This window comes from Spirosoma montaniterrae (assembly GCF_001988955.1).
GTDB lineage: Bacteria > Bacteroidota > Bacteroidia > Cytophagales > Spirosomataceae > Spirosoma > Spirosoma montaniterrae.
Genome location: NZ_CP014263.1, coordinates 3,679,053 through 3,694,819, shown reverse-complemented (window position 1 = coordinate 3,694,819; position 15,767 = coordinate 3,679,053). Strand labels below are relative to the sequence as shown.

15 protein-coding genes are annotated in these 15,767 nt (G+C 53.6%); 8 read left to right on the top strand and 7 right to left on the bottom strand.

The genetic code is table 11. The annotated features are described in order from the left end of the window. The 7 genes from AWR27_RS15985 (at position 1) to AWR27_RS15955 (ending at position 4,234) form a co-directional block, all read left to right on the top strand. The gene (locus AWR27_RS15985; protein WP_077132096.1) at positions 1-618 is read left to right on the top strand and encodes a sporulation delaying protein family toxin; all 618 of its coding nucleotides are present in this window, start codon (positions 1-3) and stop codon (positions 616-618) included. Positions 619-845: 227 nt separating this feature from the next. Continuing rightward, the gene (locus AWR27_RS15980) at positions 846-1,388 is read left to right on the top strand and encodes an SdpA family antimicrobial peptide system protein (protein WP_157579243.1); all 543 of its coding nucleotides are present in this window, start codon (positions 846-848) and stop codon (positions 1,386-1,388) included. After that, complete coding sequence (locus tag AWR27_RS15975; protein WP_077132094.1) at positions 1,376-2,344, top strand: sporulation-delaying protein SdpB family protein; 969 nt, start codon at positions 1,376-1,378, stop codon at positions 2,342-2,344. Before AWR27_RS15980 ends, AWR27_RS15975 begins: the two co-directional genes overlap by 13 nt. A 51-nt stretch (positions 2,345-2,395) precedes the next feature. Then, positions 2,396-2,803 (top strand): thiol-disulfide oxidoreductase DCC family protein, encoded by a 408-nt coding sequence (locus AWR27_RS15970; protein ID WP_077132093.1) that lies wholly within the window; start codon positions 2,396-2,398, stop codon positions 2,801-2,803. Further along, complete coding sequence (locus AWR27_RS15965) at positions 2,800-3,555, top strand: CPBP family intramembrane glutamic endopeptidase (protein ID WP_083732875.1); 756 nt, start codon at positions 2,800-2,802, stop codon at positions 3,553-3,555. Before AWR27_RS15970 ends, AWR27_RS15965 begins: the two co-directional genes overlap by 4 nt. 37 nt (positions 3,556-3,592) lie before the next feature. Next, on the top strand, positions 3,593-3,775 hold the full coding sequence (locus AWR27_RS15960; protein WP_077132092.1) for a hypothetical protein: 183 nt from the start codon (positions 3,593-3,595) through the stop codon (positions 3,773-3,775). A gap of 12 nt (positions 3,776-3,787) precedes the next feature. Further along, positions 3,788-4,234 (top strand): hypothetical protein, encoded by a 447-nt coding sequence (locus AWR27_RS15955; protein WP_077132091.1) that lies wholly within the window; start codon positions 3,788-3,790, stop codon positions 4,232-4,234. Positions 4,235-4,238: 4 nt separating this feature from the next. Here the strand turns inward: AWR27_RS15955 and AWR27_RS15950 are convergent, their stop codons facing one another. Then, positions 4,239-5,981 carry a glycoside hydrolase family 13 protein gene (locus tag AWR27_RS15950; protein WP_077132090.1) on the bottom strand — a complete coding sequence of 581 codons (1,743 nt, stop codon included), beginning with the start codon at positions 5,979-5,981 and terminating at the stop codon, positions 4,239-4,241. Between the two features lie 98 nt (positions 5,982-6,079). After that, positions 6,080-8,947 (bottom strand): TonB-dependent receptor, encoded by a 2,868-nt coding sequence (locus tag AWR27_RS15945; RefSeq protein WP_077132089.1) that lies wholly within the window; start codon positions 8,945-8,947, stop codon positions 6,080-6,082. A 321-nt stretch (positions 8,948-9,268) separates the two neighbouring features. Here AWR27_RS15945 and AWR27_RS15940 point away from each other — a divergent pair, with 321 nt between their 5' ends. Further along, a complete protein-coding gene (locus AWR27_RS15940) occupies positions 9,269-9,943 on the top strand; it encodes a DUF2490 domain-containing protein (RefSeq protein WP_232325849.1) in 675 nt (224 codons plus the stop codon). Positions 9,944-9,960: 17 nt separating this feature from the next. On the opposite strand, the gene AWR27_RS15935 is transcribed toward AWR27_RS15940, so the two are convergent. From AWR27_RS15935 to AWR27_RS15915, 5 genes are all read right to left on the bottom strand, one after another. Beyond that, a complete protein-coding gene (locus AWR27_RS15935) occupies positions 9,961-10,551 on the bottom strand; it encodes a YbhB/YbcL family Raf kinase inhibitor-like protein (protein WP_077132087.1) in 591 nt (196 codons plus the stop codon). Positions 10,552-10,667: 116 nt separating this feature from the next. Then, positions 10,668-11,372: a hypothetical protein gene (locus AWR27_RS15930; RefSeq protein WP_077132086.1), complete on the bottom strand. Its 705-nt coding sequence runs from the start codon at positions 11,370-11,372 to the stop codon at positions 10,668-10,670. Positions 11,373-11,552: 180 nt separating this feature from the next. Then, positions 11,553-13,406, bottom strand: a complete 1,854-nt coding sequence (glmS, locus tag AWR27_RS15925; RefSeq protein WP_077132085.1) for a glutamine--fructose-6-phosphate transaminase (isomerizing) — start codon at positions 13,404-13,406, stop codon at positions 11,553-11,555. Positions 13,407-13,495: 89 nt separating this feature from the next. Then, complete coding sequence (locus AWR27_RS15920) at positions 13,496-14,950, bottom strand: DUF4270 family protein (protein WP_198045015.1); 1,455 nt, start codon at positions 14,948-14,950, stop codon at positions 13,496-13,498. After that, a complete protein-coding gene (locus AWR27_RS15915; protein ID WP_077132083.1) occupies positions 14,904-15,710 on the bottom strand; it encodes a glycogen/starch synthase in 807 nt (268 codons plus the stop codon). The genes AWR27_RS15920 and AWR27_RS15915 overlap by 47 nt, the downstream gene beginning before the upstream one ends. Between the last annotated feature and the right edge of the window lie 57 nt (positions 15,711-15,767).

The following is a 15,767-nucleotide window of genomic DNA, read 5'->3' as shown; positions in this document are numbered from 1 at the left end:
ATGAACAAGTCTCGACGCGACGTGCTGAAACGAATGAGTTTAGCCGCACTGGCAGGGTTTACCCCCCTGTATGGATTCAGCGATGCAACCAAAAAACGCATAGTTACGGGCGAAGATATGTACCGGGGCATTTTCTTCGCTGAGGGCGCATTTGCCCAACTGATTCCCGAAATTCAATCGCTCAAAATGGCTTATGCACCTGCGTCGCTGGCGGGTAGCCAGGTCGAAACCGTGCGTCGGCAAATCATTGACCACCTGCGGCAGAGCGATACAGCGTTCTTTACCAAATTCAAAGCTGCGCTGATGAGCCACGATGTACAGTGTGTGGAGCGGCAGCTTCGGTCGGCTTCGGAGCGCACCGCCAAAACCCTCGACATACTGTATAATTCGTCGACTGCTACTAACAACGGGTATCGGCTTCGGAAAAAGCCGATGGCACCGGGTCAGGGCGAGGTACTGCTGGTAGCCAATGCCGTCGCCTGTGTGAATGTGATTTACATTCTCTGCTCGGCGGCCATTTTTGATCAGGAAGAAGTGGTAGGTACGCAGCAGGCATCGCCCCTGCTGCTGGAGCAGATGGCCCTTTCTATCTGTGCCGTTGCACCCACGCTGGCGTAGCCAATTGCGTTGAGGTAGCGACTATTGTTTAACAGCCGACCCTAAAAAATAGGGTCGGCTGTTGTGCATCCTGCGAATATGAGATTTCATACGGCGAATCGGGCGAATTGTATAATAAAATTCAGCGGGTGGCGCGGGTTTCGCAATTTTCGATCATCAAACAGGCCCGCACCACCCGGCTGCTTTGCCTGAGACGAACAATCGCAACACATAAACCCGATACCGCTATGAAAGCGACCCGAATTACCTTCGTTGGCATCAGCTTGCTATGGGCTGGGCTGGCTTTTTTCTCTCTCCTCACTTACGTGAAAGACACACCCGTCCGGTTTAGCTACGAGTTTCAACACAACCTCCGAACGCTGTTTCCGCAGGGCTGGGCCTTCTTCACCAAAAGCCCTCGCGACGAAAATATTCAGCTTTATCGCTGGGAAAACAATCGCCTGATACTGGTAGATGGTCAACGGCAGGCCACGTTTGCCAACCTGATGGGCTTTCGGCGTTCGTCGCGGGCAATGAGCGTCGAGTATGCCTATCTGCTCTATAACGTACCCACTACTAAATGGACCCGCTGCGAAACCGATCCGGAAGCCTACATACGTTCGCATAAACTTACCGAGGTGAGAGTTGAAAACAATACGCCCCGACCGTATCTCAGCGGCACGTATTACCTGATTCAGCGCGGTATTGTCCCCTGGGCCTGGTCGTCGCAGACCAACCGCATCACGCTCCCGTCATCCATCTTAAAACTAACCGTTATATGCAACCGCTAACTGCTTTCGACCGCTACCTCAACGCGCTGCTGGCGCGTAATCCCTGGACCAACGTGTATGGCTTTGTGCGCTCATTGCTGGCTTTAGGCACATTCTGTACGCTGCTTTTCAACGACATGGGTACGCTGTTTCGGCCCATTGCCGGTCAAACCGACTGCCCGTCTTGTATGGGGCTGGCCGAGTATAGTCTGTTTTGCTGGATGGGCGATCTGGAAACGGCTCGTTGGGTGTGTATGACTATTCTTTTTCTGGTATTGATTGGCATCTATCCCCGATTTACGGCTCTGCTCCATGTTTATGTGGGTTTCAGCTTCATGTCGACGGCAGTGCTGGTCGATGGGGGCGATCAGGTTACGCTCGTGCTGAGCGGTCTGCTGCTGCCGCTGGCCCTGACCGACCCGCGCACCTGGCACTGGTCGATGGCTCCGGTTGCCAACAGAACGAGCTATACGTTTCAGCTTCGCAAACTCATTGCTGTTACTTCGTATGGGCTGTTGCGACTTCAGGTAGCTCTGATTTATTTTGAAGCCTGCGTTGGCAAGTTCAAGGTGCCGGAGTGGGCCGATGGTACGGCAATTTACTACTGGTTTTCGAACCCAACCTTCGGTCTTTCGCCCGACGTGCATAGCCTGCTGCTGCCGGTATTGGCCAACCGCTGGTGTATTGTGTTGCTCACGTGGAGTGTGCTGTTTCTGGAAGGGGGGCTGTTTCTGGGGCTAACTCTCGAACAAAAATACCGGCGGTATCTGCTCTGGGCAGGCGTGGGTTTCCATTTCATGATTATCCTCATTCACGGATTGCCCACGTTTTTCATGGCCATGACAGCCGCGCTGGTCATCTTCCTGCGCCCGTTCGATCAACCGTTCAACACCGTGCCCGCACTGAACCGGCTCCGCAGCCTGATTCCGCAGTTACCTGCGCTGAAAGCATCGCGCGTTTCGCCCGCATCCATCTAACATAACGTTCATGGCCGGGCGCGTCACGCGCCCGGTCAATGTACTGAAACCATGAAAGCAATCATTGTTTTCGACGGGGTGTGCGGCTTTTGCAACGCTTACGTGCAGTTCGTACTTGAGCGCGACCCACTGGGCTACTTCTCCTTCGTGTCGGCTCAGTCGGCAATGGGCGAGCAATTGCGCCGGATGGCTGGCAACACCCCACCCGACAGTATCGTGCTGGTAGACGAAGGCGTGGTGTACATCCGTTCGGAAGCCATACTGCGAATCGGTCGGCGATTAGCTGGTCCGTGGCGTTGGATTTGGTGGCTGCGGTGGGTGCCGCGCCCCCTACGCGACGGTTTGTACGATGTTTTCGCCCGTTATCGATATCAATTTGGCACCACCGCAAGTTGCCAGCTACCCACACCCGACCAGCGAAAACGCATTCTGCTCACCCACAACCAAACACAATTATGAAGACCATGCACCTGCAAACACCCCGCACAACTGGCCTTACGCTCTTTCTGTTCGGTCTGCTTGGCGTAGCCTCCCTGCTAACTGTACAGTTCCCGCTTACGAACTTGCCCAAAGCAGTATTGAAGCAATTTTCGCCCGCCGAACTGCAATGGCTTATATTGGTGAATCCGCTGCTTCTACTGGTGATAGCCGTTATTGTTGGATCGCTGTTGTATCGAAAAGTGGGGTTATCCATCTTTCACTCAGGCGACTTCCGGCGGGCAACCATTGGGCAGAATCTGCTGGTGAAGGGCATTGTACCGGGCGTATTTGCCGGGCTGTCGATTATAGGGGTTGTGCTGGTGTTTCAGGCACTGATTCCTGACGAACTGGCTCAACTCGGCACCGAAACGAAGCTCACGGTGGCAGCCCGCTTTCTGTATGGTGGCGTTACGGAAGAAATTATGCTCCGGTTCGGGCTGATGACTCTGTTTGTCTGGCTCCTGTCGGTGATACTCCGAACTCAGCACCCGGCTGTATATTGGATTGCCATTGTGGGAGCCGCACTGTTGTTCGGAGCCGGGCACCTGACCGCCTTAAATCTTATGGTTGCTCAGCCATCACCAACATTAGTGGTATATATTGTTTTAGCGAACGCACTGGCTGGCGTTGTCTTCGGTTGGGTGTACTGGCGGCATGGCCTGGTCTTCGCCATGATTGCCCACGCCGTTGCTCATGTAGTGATGCTCCTAAGCGAATTCATTAATCATTGATTATCAGAATTTCACTTCGTTTAAACCAGTTCTACCCATGAAAACGCATAAACTACTCGACCCTGACGTCGAGGTTTTCGTGAACGACGACCTCGATGCCTACAACGAAGACGGTGCTTTTGACGACAACTGGATTGTCTCGGCTCGTGATTTGTTCCGAATTGTGGATATGACCGATAGTCCGTTCGAGAGTGCGTTCACCAGCCGGGCAGCGGCCTAACCTAACACGCCGATGGAATCGTCTTCGTACCGAACGCTGTGGATAAATAAACCCGATACCGCCACGCTCGCCCGGCTGGGTGCTGTTACTGCCGAACAACATGCCGAACACTTATGGCAGCATCTGATGCTGTTGCAGTTTCGCCTGTCGGGGATGCATCGGCGACGTGATCGCAAAGACGTAGCCGCTACGAATCAGCAACTTAGCCGGATTGCGTTGCTGCTGCTGCCTACTACCACCGATTTGGCCGTGGCTTCGGTGTTGCTGAGTTGCTTAATGCCACAGCATTTGCCGAATGGTCAGGAATGTGTGCGACAGATGGCCCGGCAAGTATCGGCGCAGGCAGTCAGTAGTCTCCAGGACCTTGACCCACGCGCATTGATGCAACTGCTCGGTGCCGTAGTTAACGATGAACAATGCGAACACGTGAAAATGTCCATTCATCAGCATTTGTCCTGAACGGTTACGGATTCAGCCGATAGATACGCGCTTCAAATGGCTGTAAGTCAGCGGTTATCTTCGGGTAATTGCCAAAAATGAGTTCGCCAGTTAATTTTATAGGTAACGCAACGTCCATTGCCGATACATTGGCTACGACGGTCAGGCGTTCGTTGTCTAACTGCCGTTCGTAAGCCCAGAGCGTGGGGTGATTAGGCAGGAGATCGCGGTAGGTGCCTTCGTGCAGAACGGGTTGCTGTTTGCGCCAGCGTAGCAGCTTTCGGTAAAAATTTAGTACGCTGTCTGGGTCAGTATCCTGCTGCTGTGCATTAATCTGGACGTAGTTCGGATTTACGTTCAGCCACGTTCGGGGGCCGTTGGTAAAGCCCGCGTTTGGAGCGTTACTCCATTGCATGGGTGTTCGGGCGTGGTCGCGGGCAATGCGGTTGGCCGACGCCAGAAACGCCGGAGCCAGTTGTTGGTTGGGCAGAACGAGGGCGTTCCAGGCGTTGCGTACCTGAATGTCGTCGTATTCGTCGATGCGGTCGAAAGGGCAGTTGGTCATGCCGATTTCATCACCCTGATAGATACTTGGCGTACCGCGCTGTGTCAGCAAAACCAAAGCCAGCAAGGTGGCCGATTCGTATGGAAACCGCACCGGGTCGCCGAAGCGCGACAGCGAGCGCGGGTTGTCATGATTGCCGAAATAGATGTTTTGCCAGCCTTCGTCGGGACTGCCGGTTTGGCCGAGGGCGTTGTTCCAGTTGGCAAAAATGGCTTTTAGTTCGGGCAATGTAAACTCGGGCGCGGGTTCGATAAACCGCTGCTCTTCGCGTGGTACGGCATGGTCGAAATGGTAAATCATCTGTAACTCACGCCGGTTCTGCCCTACGTACAGATTCGCCTGGGCTGCCGATACACCGAAGCCTTCGCCCACGGTAATTGCATCGGGGTAATGGGCCAGCACTTCGCGGTGCATCTCCTGCAAAAACTCGTGAATGCGCGGCCCGTTGGCATGAATGGTCAGGTCGCCAAAACGTCCTTCAGGATAATCGGGAAAATCCTGATCTTTTGATAGGAACGGAATCACGTCCATCCGAAAGCCATCAACGCCCTTATCGAGCCAGAAGCGCATCATCCGATATATTTCCTGCCGAAGCCGTGGATTTTCCCAGTTTAGATCGGGCTGTTTTTCAGCGAACAGGTGCAGGTAGTATTCGCCCGTTGTTTCGTCAAATTTCCAGGCCGGGCCAGAGAAAAACGATTGCCAGTTGTTGGGCGGGTTGCCCTCACCCCCGGCCCCTCTCCCAGAACGGGAGAGGGGAGCAAAGCTCCCGGATGGTTCACCCCTCTCCCGTTCTGGGAGAGGGGCCGGGGGTGAGGGTTTACGCCAGATGTAATAATCGCGATACGGATTGTCTTTACTTTTTCGGCTCTCCTGAAACCAGCGGTGTTCGTCGGAACTGTGGTTGACAACCAGATCAAGAATTAGTTTTAGCCCGCGCCGATGGGTTTCGGTCAGCAGGTCGTCAAATTCGGCCATCGTGCCAAATTCGGGCATAATGGCTTCATAATCAGAAATATCGTAGCCATTATCGGCGTTGGGCGACTGAAAAATCGGACTCAGCCACAGCACGTCGACGCCGAGGTTGGCAAGGTAATCGAGTTTCTGAATAATGCCCTGCAAATCGCCAATGCCATCGCCGTTCGAGTCGGCAAAGGAGCGCGGGTAAATCTGATAAATAACGGATTGCTTGTACGTGGGCATGAGTTAAACGCAGAGATGCAGAGAAACCACAGAGGGCGCAAAGTTGTGATTTTCTCCACAATCTTCGTGAATACTCCGCGTCTTTGTGGCAAAAAAACTCACCGCATCAACTCATCGAAGGTCAGGCTCAGGTAATACAAGCCGCCAATGCGGGCCAGGCCATAGCCCTGCGCATAGTAGGTGTTAAAAATGTTCGTACCGCCCAACTTCACTATCGTTTGCGCCACCGGAATGCGGTAGCTCACCTGCGCATCGACCGTATTCCAGCTTGGTAGCCAAACGTCGCCCTGGGTGTTGCCCTGCTCTACCCACATCCGGTCGGTCCAGCGGTAGGTAACGTTAAAACCAATGTTTTTGCCGCCAATGCGCGGGTTGGCAAGGCTGATGTTATAGCGGTTTTTTGGCGAAATAAAGAAATTACGGCCCAACTGTGCCACTTCGGGATTGCTCATCTCGCGCTTCACCACCGGCACGCCCGCCCGGTCGTTGCGGACGTTGCCGCGTGCGTCGCGGAGTGTAATCAGTCCGTTCTGGTAGGCGTAGTTACCGCTGAACGTATAGCCTTTACCCAGCCCGTATTCAAGCCCCAGTCCAATGCCTCGGACAAAGATTTCGTTCTGATTGTTGAAGTTCACCTGCAACGTTCGGTAGTTGGTGGGGTTCAGTAGGGCTTCAGGACTGCCGCCGGGCGTGAGCAGTTGCAGTACGTTTTGAGCCGCAATGAAGTCGGTATAGCGGCTGGCGAAATAATACAGGTCAGCATAGAACCGGTTGTTGATGAGTGTTTTATAGCCAATTTCCCACGTTCTGATTTTCTCGGTCGTAAACGTGTTGGGGTCGATCACAAACGGGCGCGGAGCCGCACTGGCGGTGTTGCTCTGATAGGCCGTGACTTCGGTTTGCAGATAACCGGGATTGCGCCCCAGCAACGCGCCATTGTAAGCCAATGCCAGCCCACCAACTTCGCCCGACTGCCCCGACGGTGGCAGCGCGAACAGTTGCCCCGGCGAAGGGTTGCGAAACGCCGATTGCCACGACAGCCGAACGTTGTGCGGACCATAGCTGACCACACCCGATGCTCTCGGCGTTAGCCCGCCCCGCAGGTATTGATTTTTGTCGTACCGAACGGCCACGGTTGGTTTCAGCGTAAATGCGCCAGCGACAAACTCGCGTGCTGCCTGCACATACAGCCCGGTTTCATTAATGGTGTACTCCGAACCATCGGCCCGGCGCGGAAAAGCCGTACCGCCCGATTCGAGCCGGAACTTCCGCAAACTGGCACCCGCAATCAGTTCCAGCCCATTATCGAGCAGTTCGGTGAAATTGTACATGCCTTCGTAATGAAACAGTTGCGAGTTGTCGCGGAAACGCTGCCCTCGGAAACTCGACGAGCCGGGAATCAGGTCGGTGTTCCAGGTATTGGCAATGGCGTCGCGTTGTCGGATAAACTCGCTTGTCCCCGGAATCAGCCGGCCCCGGTCGGCTGCGGCACGGGCTTCGCCGATACCTACTTTGTTTTCAACGTAAGCCAGGCCAAACTCGGTGGCCCACTGATCGAGCGGTTTCCAGGAGTTGTTGAGTGTGCGGGCGGTTTGACCGATGTTCCAGCCTTCGGCGCGTTGCTGCGTAGTGTAAGCCCGTACAAAAAAGTTATCGCCCCGAATTTCAGCTTTGACCTGATGCCGCCGATAGTCGGGGAAATACTCGCGGAACCCGGCGGTGCGGATAAAGTTTCCATTGCCGTAATACCAGCCAAGCGACGCTTCGATATTGCTACCCAGTTTGTAATGCAGCGAGACGTTGGCGCGGTTGTTAATTACTTGCCCTTCATTACCCAGCAGGTCGAGTTCGGTGTATCCCGTGCGCGTAACTAACTTACCCGCCAGGGACGCATTCCCGAACGAAGCCGGAAACCGAAATGCACCCTGATTCGACACGTCGTCGCCGTAGATATTCACGCCATCGTATTCAAAATTGGTGTTCGGGTCGTTGTTGGGCCGGTAGCCGATGCCAGTAGCAATGCCTCCCCGCGTGGCAGTGGTCGCAAAGAAGTTGCTGCGGGCCGTGGTAAAGCGGTCGCTGTAATCGTCGGCAATAAAATCGGTGCCGCTAATCCGCTGAAAATTTACTTTGACGGCAAAGCGCGTTCCCATCTGCTGGGCATACCGAACGGCAATGTCGGCATAGCCTTTGGGGCCGAAGCCGACTTTCCCGAAATTGTTGGCTCCTACCTTCGTCTGAACGCTTAGTCCCTGATATGTGAATGGATTCTTGCTGGTGGTCAGCATCAGCCCCTGCAAAGCATCTGGCCCGTACAACGCCGACGACGCCCCCGGAATCAGTTCGATGCTTTCGATGTCGAGGTCGGAAATGCCCGCTACGTTGCCAAAACCGAAGCCTAAACCCGGTGAACGGTTGTCCATGCCATCGGTGAGTTGCACGAAGCGGTTGTTGTTATTAGCCCCAAAACCGCGCAGATTAACACTTTTAAAGGTCAGGCTCTGGGTGAGCAGGTCGACGCCTTTGAGGTTCTGGAGGGCATCGAAGGGGTTGGCTGCCGGGGAGTTGGCAAACTGGCGGGCACCGAGCCGCTCAACGGTCACGGCAGCTTTGGTGATGCTTTCTTCAACCCGGCTGGCCGATACCACTACTTCATCGGCCAACACGCTTTCTTCGACCAGTTTGATGGCAACGTCACGGAAATTGGTACTTTTCACGACAACGTCCTGCCGCCCGTAGCCAATAAACGATACGCTAAGTAGAAGGGGCAACTCGACAGTGGTAGAAAGCGAAAACCGACCGTCGGGGCTGGTGGTAGTGCCAGTATTGGTGCCTTTCACGATGAGGGTAACGCCCGCCAGCGGCTGGTCGGCCTCGTCGGTCACGCGCCCGGCTATCCTCGTCTGGGCGAAGATGGCGGTTGGGGTCAGTATACTAAATAGCAGAGCCAGAGAAATGTATCTCATAGAAATGCTTTGTCTTAAGTGTGTAGTAGATGGATAAAAAAGAGTGATGCCTTAGACTTCTCAACGAGATTCTACTGTAAACAACCATCAGTAGATACAAATATTACGCTAAAAAGTTAGAAATAGGCTCAATCATAGCTAACGGTTTGGCCCTGTAGTATATAGGGAATTAGTACTACTGTTCTATTGAATTTGTAGATTTTAAATTGCTGACTTATCTTGCCACCGAAATCTATGCACGACGACTAACATCAGACTATGAAACACTGGCTACCTGCACTCCTAACTGTGTTGCTTTTTTCTTCGGCACAGGGGCAGACTGTGAAAACAATACAACCCCGGCAACAGGCGTGGTTTGGGTATCTTAATCAAACCCGGTTTAGTACGCACTGGGGAACCTGGACAGATATTCATTTTCGACGCACTGATTTTCTTGACCGGGCCAGCCAGAATTTATACCGGGTAGGGCTAACCTACTACGTGGCCGATCAGGTGCGCCTGACGGCTGGATACGCCTATATTCAAAGTTTTCTACCCACCGGTACGATTCGACCTGAACACCGTCCGTGGCAACAAATCTGGTGGGCGGGGCGTGTTGGGCGCATCAATGCTACGCAGTGGATTCGGCTTGAGCAACGCTTCAACCGCCGAATACAGGGCGATCAACTGCGTGATGGCTACACGTTCAACTGGCGATTTCGTTATAATTTGCTGGTACAAATGCCGTTATGGGGTACGCCCGTTGTTCGGCCCGGTGTGCCGAACGTAGTGGTTCAGAACGAACTGTTCGTCAATGCGGGAAAAGAGATTACGTATAATGTATTCGATCAAAATCGTCTTTTCGCGGGCTTGTCTTATCCGGTCAATAAACACCTGCTGGCTCAGGTAGGGTATATGAATCAATATGTTCAGCTTCCCGCTGGCAATACCTTTAATAATAATCACACATTGCGGCTTTTTATTTTCCACAACCTCGACTTTCGTAAACAGCCCTGATTAGCTGTTCAGTTTTATCAGAAATAACCGGTCAGTTCGCCATAGCCCAGAATATGACCCTGCATTGCTTCCAGAACGTCTGATTTGCCGGGCAAGTCGGTAAAGCTAATTGGCTGATCGAGCGCGTAGATACGAAATACATACGCATGGCGGCCAAATGGCGGGCAGGGACCAATGTACTTCATGTCGCCCAATGAGTTTTTGCCAATTTTACCGCCCAGCATCCGCATCTGTTCGGCGGTTACTCCTTCGGGGAGGCTCCGCACCGATGTCGGCAAATTATACACCACCCAGTGCGCAAGGTTGAACAGTGGGAATGCTGGCGTAGGCGCATCATAATCGGTAGCCAGAATCACGTAAGACTCGGCATCGGGCAGGTTGGCCTCCCAGGCCAGCGCGGGCGACAGTTCCTGCCCCTTGCAGGTGCAATTGATGGGCATATCGCCGTTGGGTGGAAAGGAGCCACTCGAAACAACAATGTTTTTTTTGAGTGATGCCAGTACCTCCTGCTCAAGACCGCGCTCCCGTTTGGCGTATACGTATAGAGTTGTTGCCGCTATAACCAAAGCAAGTACTATTCCAAGAAAAATGCGTAGCCAAAGGCGCATAAAAAAGCCGGTTAAGTACGGATGCGTAACTCCACCGGCTAAGATAGGTAAGAATGGTCAAGTCTTGACGGGTAGAGTCAGGTATTGTTCAGCCCAGGGGGTAATCCCGGCCCGACCTACGCGGCTCGGCTGCTCTGTGGTCGGCGCAGGGTGGCCGGGCGTAGCGGTTGCGTACCTGCCCGCGATTCTTCGATAACCTGCTCCGATACCAGACCGAGGTGATTGGCCCGTTTCAGCACGTAATCGAACGGCAGATTGAAGTAGTTGGCCACTTCGCTACGAAACGAATCGGGAAAGCGCGAAAGCCGCAATCCGAAGAACTTACGAACTTCATCTTCCGAGAGCATAGCTGCCAGGGCCACCCGCTCGGCTTCGGCCAGCAACTCCCGGCGCGATGTTGGGTACAGATGCTCCAGCCCAATAGAAGCCGCCAGGATGTTCAGAAACAAATTTTTATACATAGCCGATAACTCAGCGGGCAAAATTACCCAGCCCTGTTCGCGGAACTTGGCCGAGAAACCCGTCAGCCCCTGTTCGCCCCGCAGTTCGCCCGCAATAAGTTCGGCAGGAAACAGAAGCCGCCCTTCACCACTGTCGCGGTCGGCTTTCTGGAGCCGGAACACTACAGCCTCGATAGGGCTTTTCTGAAACAGCAGGTCGGCAGGAATGACGCGGGTGCTTTCCCACTGATCGGTCATACGCATGAACAGGCTTTCGTTTACGGGCAGGTTTTCGGCACTGCCGAGACTAACCAGCATCCGGCGGAAAGCAGCCAGGAAATCTATTTGAAGTTGGTTCGGATTAGAGCGTCCTCGCTTCATAAGCTGAAGGTGCCGATAGGGCAAAACAGAGTCGGCCCGGCGGCATTCATTAGTGTGATTGTTGATTAAGTTGGGAAGGGTAAAAATACGGAATAAGTCTGTGATTTCAAAGTATTTAGTTTGTTCGCTGCGGTGTTTTTTGCCGTGTGATGCGGGCGATTGACGAGCCGTAAAAAATTACTACTCCACCGTTACCGACTTCGCCAGATTGCGCGGCTGATCGACGTTGCGACCGCGCATCACGGCAATGTCATAGGCCAGCAGTTGCAGCGGTATTACCGATATTAACGGCATCAGCACGTCGTGAACTTTCGGAATCTCGATGGTGAAATCGACCATGCCGGGCAGGTGCGTGTCGCCTTCGGTGGTGATGGCAATAACGCGCCCTTTGCGGGCTTTCACTTCCTGAATGTTTGATACCACTTTCTCATACGAACTGTCTTTCGTAGCAATCACCACCACGGGCATGTCTTCGTCGATGAGGGCAATGGGACCGTGCTTCATTTCGGCAGCGGGATAGCCCTCGGCGTGGATGTAGCTGATTTCTTTCAGTTTCAGTGCCCCTTCGAGCGCGACGGGGAAGTTCAGCCCCCGACCTAAGTAGATGAAGTTGCGGGCGTAGGTGAAAATGTAGGCAATCTCCTTAATCTTGTCGGCACTTTGGAGTACTCTTTCCACCTTCGCCGGAATGCTTTCCAACTCGGCCAGCAGTTGCCGAAACAGCGAATCAGACAGGGTGCCTTTGCGTTTGGCAGCGGCTAAAGCCATGAGCGTCAGAACCGTAACCTGCGCCGTGAACGCCTTTGTACTTGCCACGCCAATTTCGGGTCCGGCATGCGTATAGGCTCCGGCGTGTGTGGCGCGGGCGATGGACGAACCCACCACGTTGCAGACGCCGAAAATGGTTGCCCCTTTCGACTTTGCCAGTTCAATGGCCGCCAGCGTATCTGCCGTTTCGCCCGATTGGGAGATGGCAATCACAATATCACCTTCTTTGATAATCGGGTTCCGGTAGCGAAACTCCGACGCATATTCTACTTCGACCGGAATCCGGGCCAGTTCTTCAAAAATATATTCGGCCACTAAGCCCGCGTGCCACGACGTGCCGCAACCCACAATCACAATTCGCTTCGACCGGGCTAATTTATCCATGTAATCGCGCAGGCCACCGAGTTGCAGCAGACCTTCATCGGCCTGAACGCGTCCCCGCATCGAGTCGGCAATGGAGCGGGGTTGCTCAAAAATTTCCTTGAGCATGAAGTGGTCGTAGCCGCCTTTTTCGATGGCTTCAAGTTCCAGTTCAATCTTCTGTACGTAGGGCGTGGTGGTGGTGTTATCGAGTGTGATTACGGACAGTTCACCGTTTTTAATGACCGCAATTTCGTAATCGTTCAGGTAGATTACGTCTTTGGTGTACTCCACAATCGGGGTAGCATCAGAGGCCAGGAAGAACTCATTTTCACCCACGCCAATCACCAACGGCGAACCTTTGCGGGCGGCAATCAACTGCGTGGGTTCGGCTTCATTCATGACCACGATGGCATAAGCACCCACCACTTCCTGCAAGGCCAGCCGCACGGCATCTTCGAGCGTACCGGCGTGCGACGCCCCGGCATTATTCTCCCAAATGTCTTCGATGAACTGACCCAGCACTTCGGTATCGGTTTCGCTCTGGAAGGTGTGGCCTTTTTTGAGCAATGCCTGCTTGATGGTCGCGTAGTTCTCGATAATGCCGTTATGGATGATGGCTATCTTGCGGTGAAACGAGTAGTGCGGGTGGGCGTTTACGTCGTTGGGTTCGCCGTGGGTGGCCCAGCGGGTGTGTCCCATGCCGATGGTAGCGGGAAGGTCGCGCCCGGCCAGTTCCTGCTCCAACGCCAACACTTTGCCTTTTTTCTTGTAAACCTTCAGGCCGTGGCCGTTTAGCAGTGCCACGCCCGCACTGTCGTAGCCCCGGTATTCGAGCCGTTTCAGCCCTTTGATGACCAATGGGCACGCTTCCCGATGCCCCACGTATGCTACAATGCCGCACATAGTTGAATTCGCAGTTAACTTTATTGTAAAGTAAACGCAAAAAGCCGGACATTCCGGCTTCTCACGATTTGGTTTTTATTTAGCTAAAATTATTTCGAGCTGGTATAGAACAAAACCAACCTGACGCTGGCTTGCCCGTCTATTACCATTCGCCATAAACGGTCATTAAGGTACAACTGAGTAGCATCGGTAACACCAAACTGCGAACGCGGAAAGAGCGTCTCGGCTCCGGGAGACAGTATTGCCAAACCAGTATTTGGACTTAGCCCCGTTACAACCGATTGCATATAGCCACTGATATTAAACGTGTAATTATTGGTCCGAACAACTCGGCGAATAATCTGTGGATTGGCAAAACTGCTGCTGTTGCGGTCAATGGGTCCGGAAAAGGGAACCAGGAAGGGAAAACCGCCCGTGGTCGTCGTTCCGCTTCCGGTCGTTGGCACTCGCCGAAGCTGATTCTTCTCATCCACTTCGGCCAAAGCCAGCGCGGGTGGGTTATAGAGCGTGGCATCGTCCGGGTTAGCTGGCGTAATAATCAGATCAGCGCGGTTGATGGCAAGACGTCCCTGTTGTATAAACCGGTTCAGCGTCGGGAACATCAACTTCGTGGTAATTCCCGATGCAGGTTGCACAAACGAACGCCCGTTGGTCGCCGTAACAGGCAGCGTACCGCCCCGTTGTAAATTCGCCAGGGGCGTACCGGAGCGGTCGGCCAGCACCTGATTAAAACGTTTGCCCGACAGCAGGAACACCTGTAGCTTTGCCGTGCGTTCGCCCTGCACGTGGAAATACACAACTACCGCCGAGCCACCAGGCCGAAAGCCAACCACAGCGGCCCGGTCGTTGCCGGTGGTAGTCAGCATAAGGCCGCGTACCTGCGCCCGGAACAACGCCCCATTGGCAACTTTGCCCGCTTCGGTATTGGCAAGCTGAATCAACTCCTGCCCCAGTGCATCGGGAAGCGACAAGCGAAACGACAGCGAATCGGTTGTGTTGGGCCGGGGCCGAATCGTTTGGCGCACCAATGGCTGGGCCGTAGTAGCTACTGTGCTGCTGATGTCGTAATTGATTGACGAGTTCAGGCTATCGCGCAACCGCCACACCTGCAATTCCTGCGCCATCGTGGTATCGCCATACGATACTGCATCATAGTTCAAAAACAGTCGGGTCGAGTCATACACAATCCGGCTGGCGGGGGTGGCATTGGTCGTTGCCGAATCGTTGACAACAAAGTTGACCTGCGGCACCATCTGCACAAACGCCCGCGCCTGTATTTTTCCAAACACGGGGTCGGTATAGCGGCCCACCATCAGGTTGCTCTGATCGTTGCTCCGGGTCGAGTCGAACCGGATGGTTTCGCGCGTTACGGTCAGCGTATCGGTAAACGACACGTCGACGGGAGTGGTAGGAGATAAACCGATTTCTTTAGGTTCTTCGCAAGCCAGAACGCCCACAACGGCTCCGGCGAGTAGCAAAAGTCGTGTGCGACCCCGGCTACCCAGCCAGTTGTGTATAGAGGTTGTAATAGCGTTCAGTAACATCTTCGTCTTCGGCAACATCAAATTTATGTTCAGGTAAATCGGTTAAAATGGCATTGAGACTCTCGCTCGACTCTTCTTCGGCCCGCACCACCGCGTCGGCGTAGGTACAGCCAATCCGAATAAATCCCGGAAAATCTGCCGTTTTGAGTTCTGCCAGCATTTCGTCGTCGATGTCCATCATGCGGGCTTTTTCGATAATATCGCCCTCGAACCGATGCTCGAACGCGTTATTATAGACGGTAAAAACCGACTTGGTGTCTTTGAACATCGGGTCGTTTTTGTAGGTCGTTTTCAGGTAAAGCGGAATCAGGGCGGTCATCCAGTCGTTGCAATGCACGATGTCGGGTGCCCAGCCGAGTTTTTTTACCGTTTCCAGAACGCCTTTGCAGAAGAAGATGGCCCGTTCGTCGTTGTCGTCGTAAAACCGGTTCTCTTTGTCATGAAAAACGTACTTCCGCTGGAAATAGTCTTCATTATCGATGAAATAAACCTGTAATTTGGCTGTCGGAATCGACGCGACTTTGATAATCAGCGGCTTTTCTTCGTCGCCAACGGCAATGTTGATGCCCGACAACCGCACCACCTCGTGCAACCGGTTTTTGCGTTCATTAATTAGCCCAAAGCGCGGCACCAGAATTCGGATTTCCATACCCCGTTCCTGCATGGCCTGTGGTAGTTTGCGCACAAAATCGGCGACGTCAGAGGTTTTGAGGAAAGGATTAATCTCGCTGGCGACGTAAAGAATACGTAATTTGCTCATAAAAACGGGAAGCGGGTGTTGTCTGAGAGAACCAAAAAACTTGCAAAATTATACAAT

Excerpts from the sequence above, each read along its gene's own strand:
- AWR27_RS15935 (WP_077132087.1), bottom strand. The coding sequence starts at position 10,551 with ATGCGCCTTTGGCTACGCATTTTTCTTGGAATAGTACTTGCTTTGGTT.
- AWR27_RS15975 (WP_077132094.1), top strand. The coding sequence starts at position 1,376 with ATGCAACCGCTAACTGCTTTCGACCGCTACCTCAACGCGCTGCTGGCG.
- AWR27_RS15915 (WP_077132083.1), bottom strand. The coding sequence starts at position 15,710 with ATGAGCAAATTACGTATTCTTTACGTCGCCAGCGAGATTAATCCTTTC.
- AWR27_RS15930 (WP_077132086.1), bottom strand. The coding sequence starts at position 11,372 with ATGAAGCGAGGACGCTCTAATCCGAACCAACTTCAAATAGATTTCCTG.
- AWR27_RS15945 (WP_077132089.1), bottom strand. The coding sequence starts at position 8,947 with ATGAGATACATTTCTCTGGCTCTGCTATTTAGTATACTGACCCCAACC.
- AWR27_RS15965 (WP_083732875.1), top strand. The coding sequence starts at position 2,800 with ATGAAGACCATGCACCTGCAAACACCCCGCACAACTGGCCTTACGCTC.
- AWR27_RS15960 (WP_077132092.1), top strand. The coding sequence starts at position 3,593 with ATGAAAACGCATAAACTACTCGACCCTGACGTCGAGGTTTTCGTGAAC.
- AWR27_RS15920 (WP_198045015.1), bottom strand. The coding sequence starts at position 14,950 with ATGTTACTGAACGCTATTACAACCTCTATACACAACTGGCTGGGTAGC.
- glmS (WP_077132085.1), bottom strand. The coding sequence starts at position 13,406 with ATGTGCGGCATTGTAGCATACGTGGGGCATCGGGAAGCGTGCCCATTG.
- AWR27_RS15970 (WP_077132093.1), top strand. The coding sequence starts at position 2,396 with ATGAAAGCAATCATTGTTTTCGACGGGGTGTGCGGCTTTTGCAACGCT.
- AWR27_RS15955 (WP_077132091.1), top strand. The coding sequence starts at position 3,788 with ATGGAATCGTCTTCGTACCGAACGCTGTGGATAAATAAACCCGATACC.
- AWR27_RS15985 (WP_077132096.1), top strand. The coding sequence starts at position 1 with ATGAACAAGTCTCGACGCGACGTGCTGAAACGAATGAGTTTAGCCGCA.
- AWR27_RS15980 (WP_157579243.1), top strand. The coding sequence starts at position 846 with ATGAAAGCGACCCGAATTACCTTCGTTGGCATCAGCTTGCTATGGGCT.
- AWR27_RS15950 (WP_077132090.1), bottom strand. The coding sequence starts at position 5,981 with ATGCCCACGTACAAGCAATCCGTTATTTATCAGATTTACCCGCGCTCC.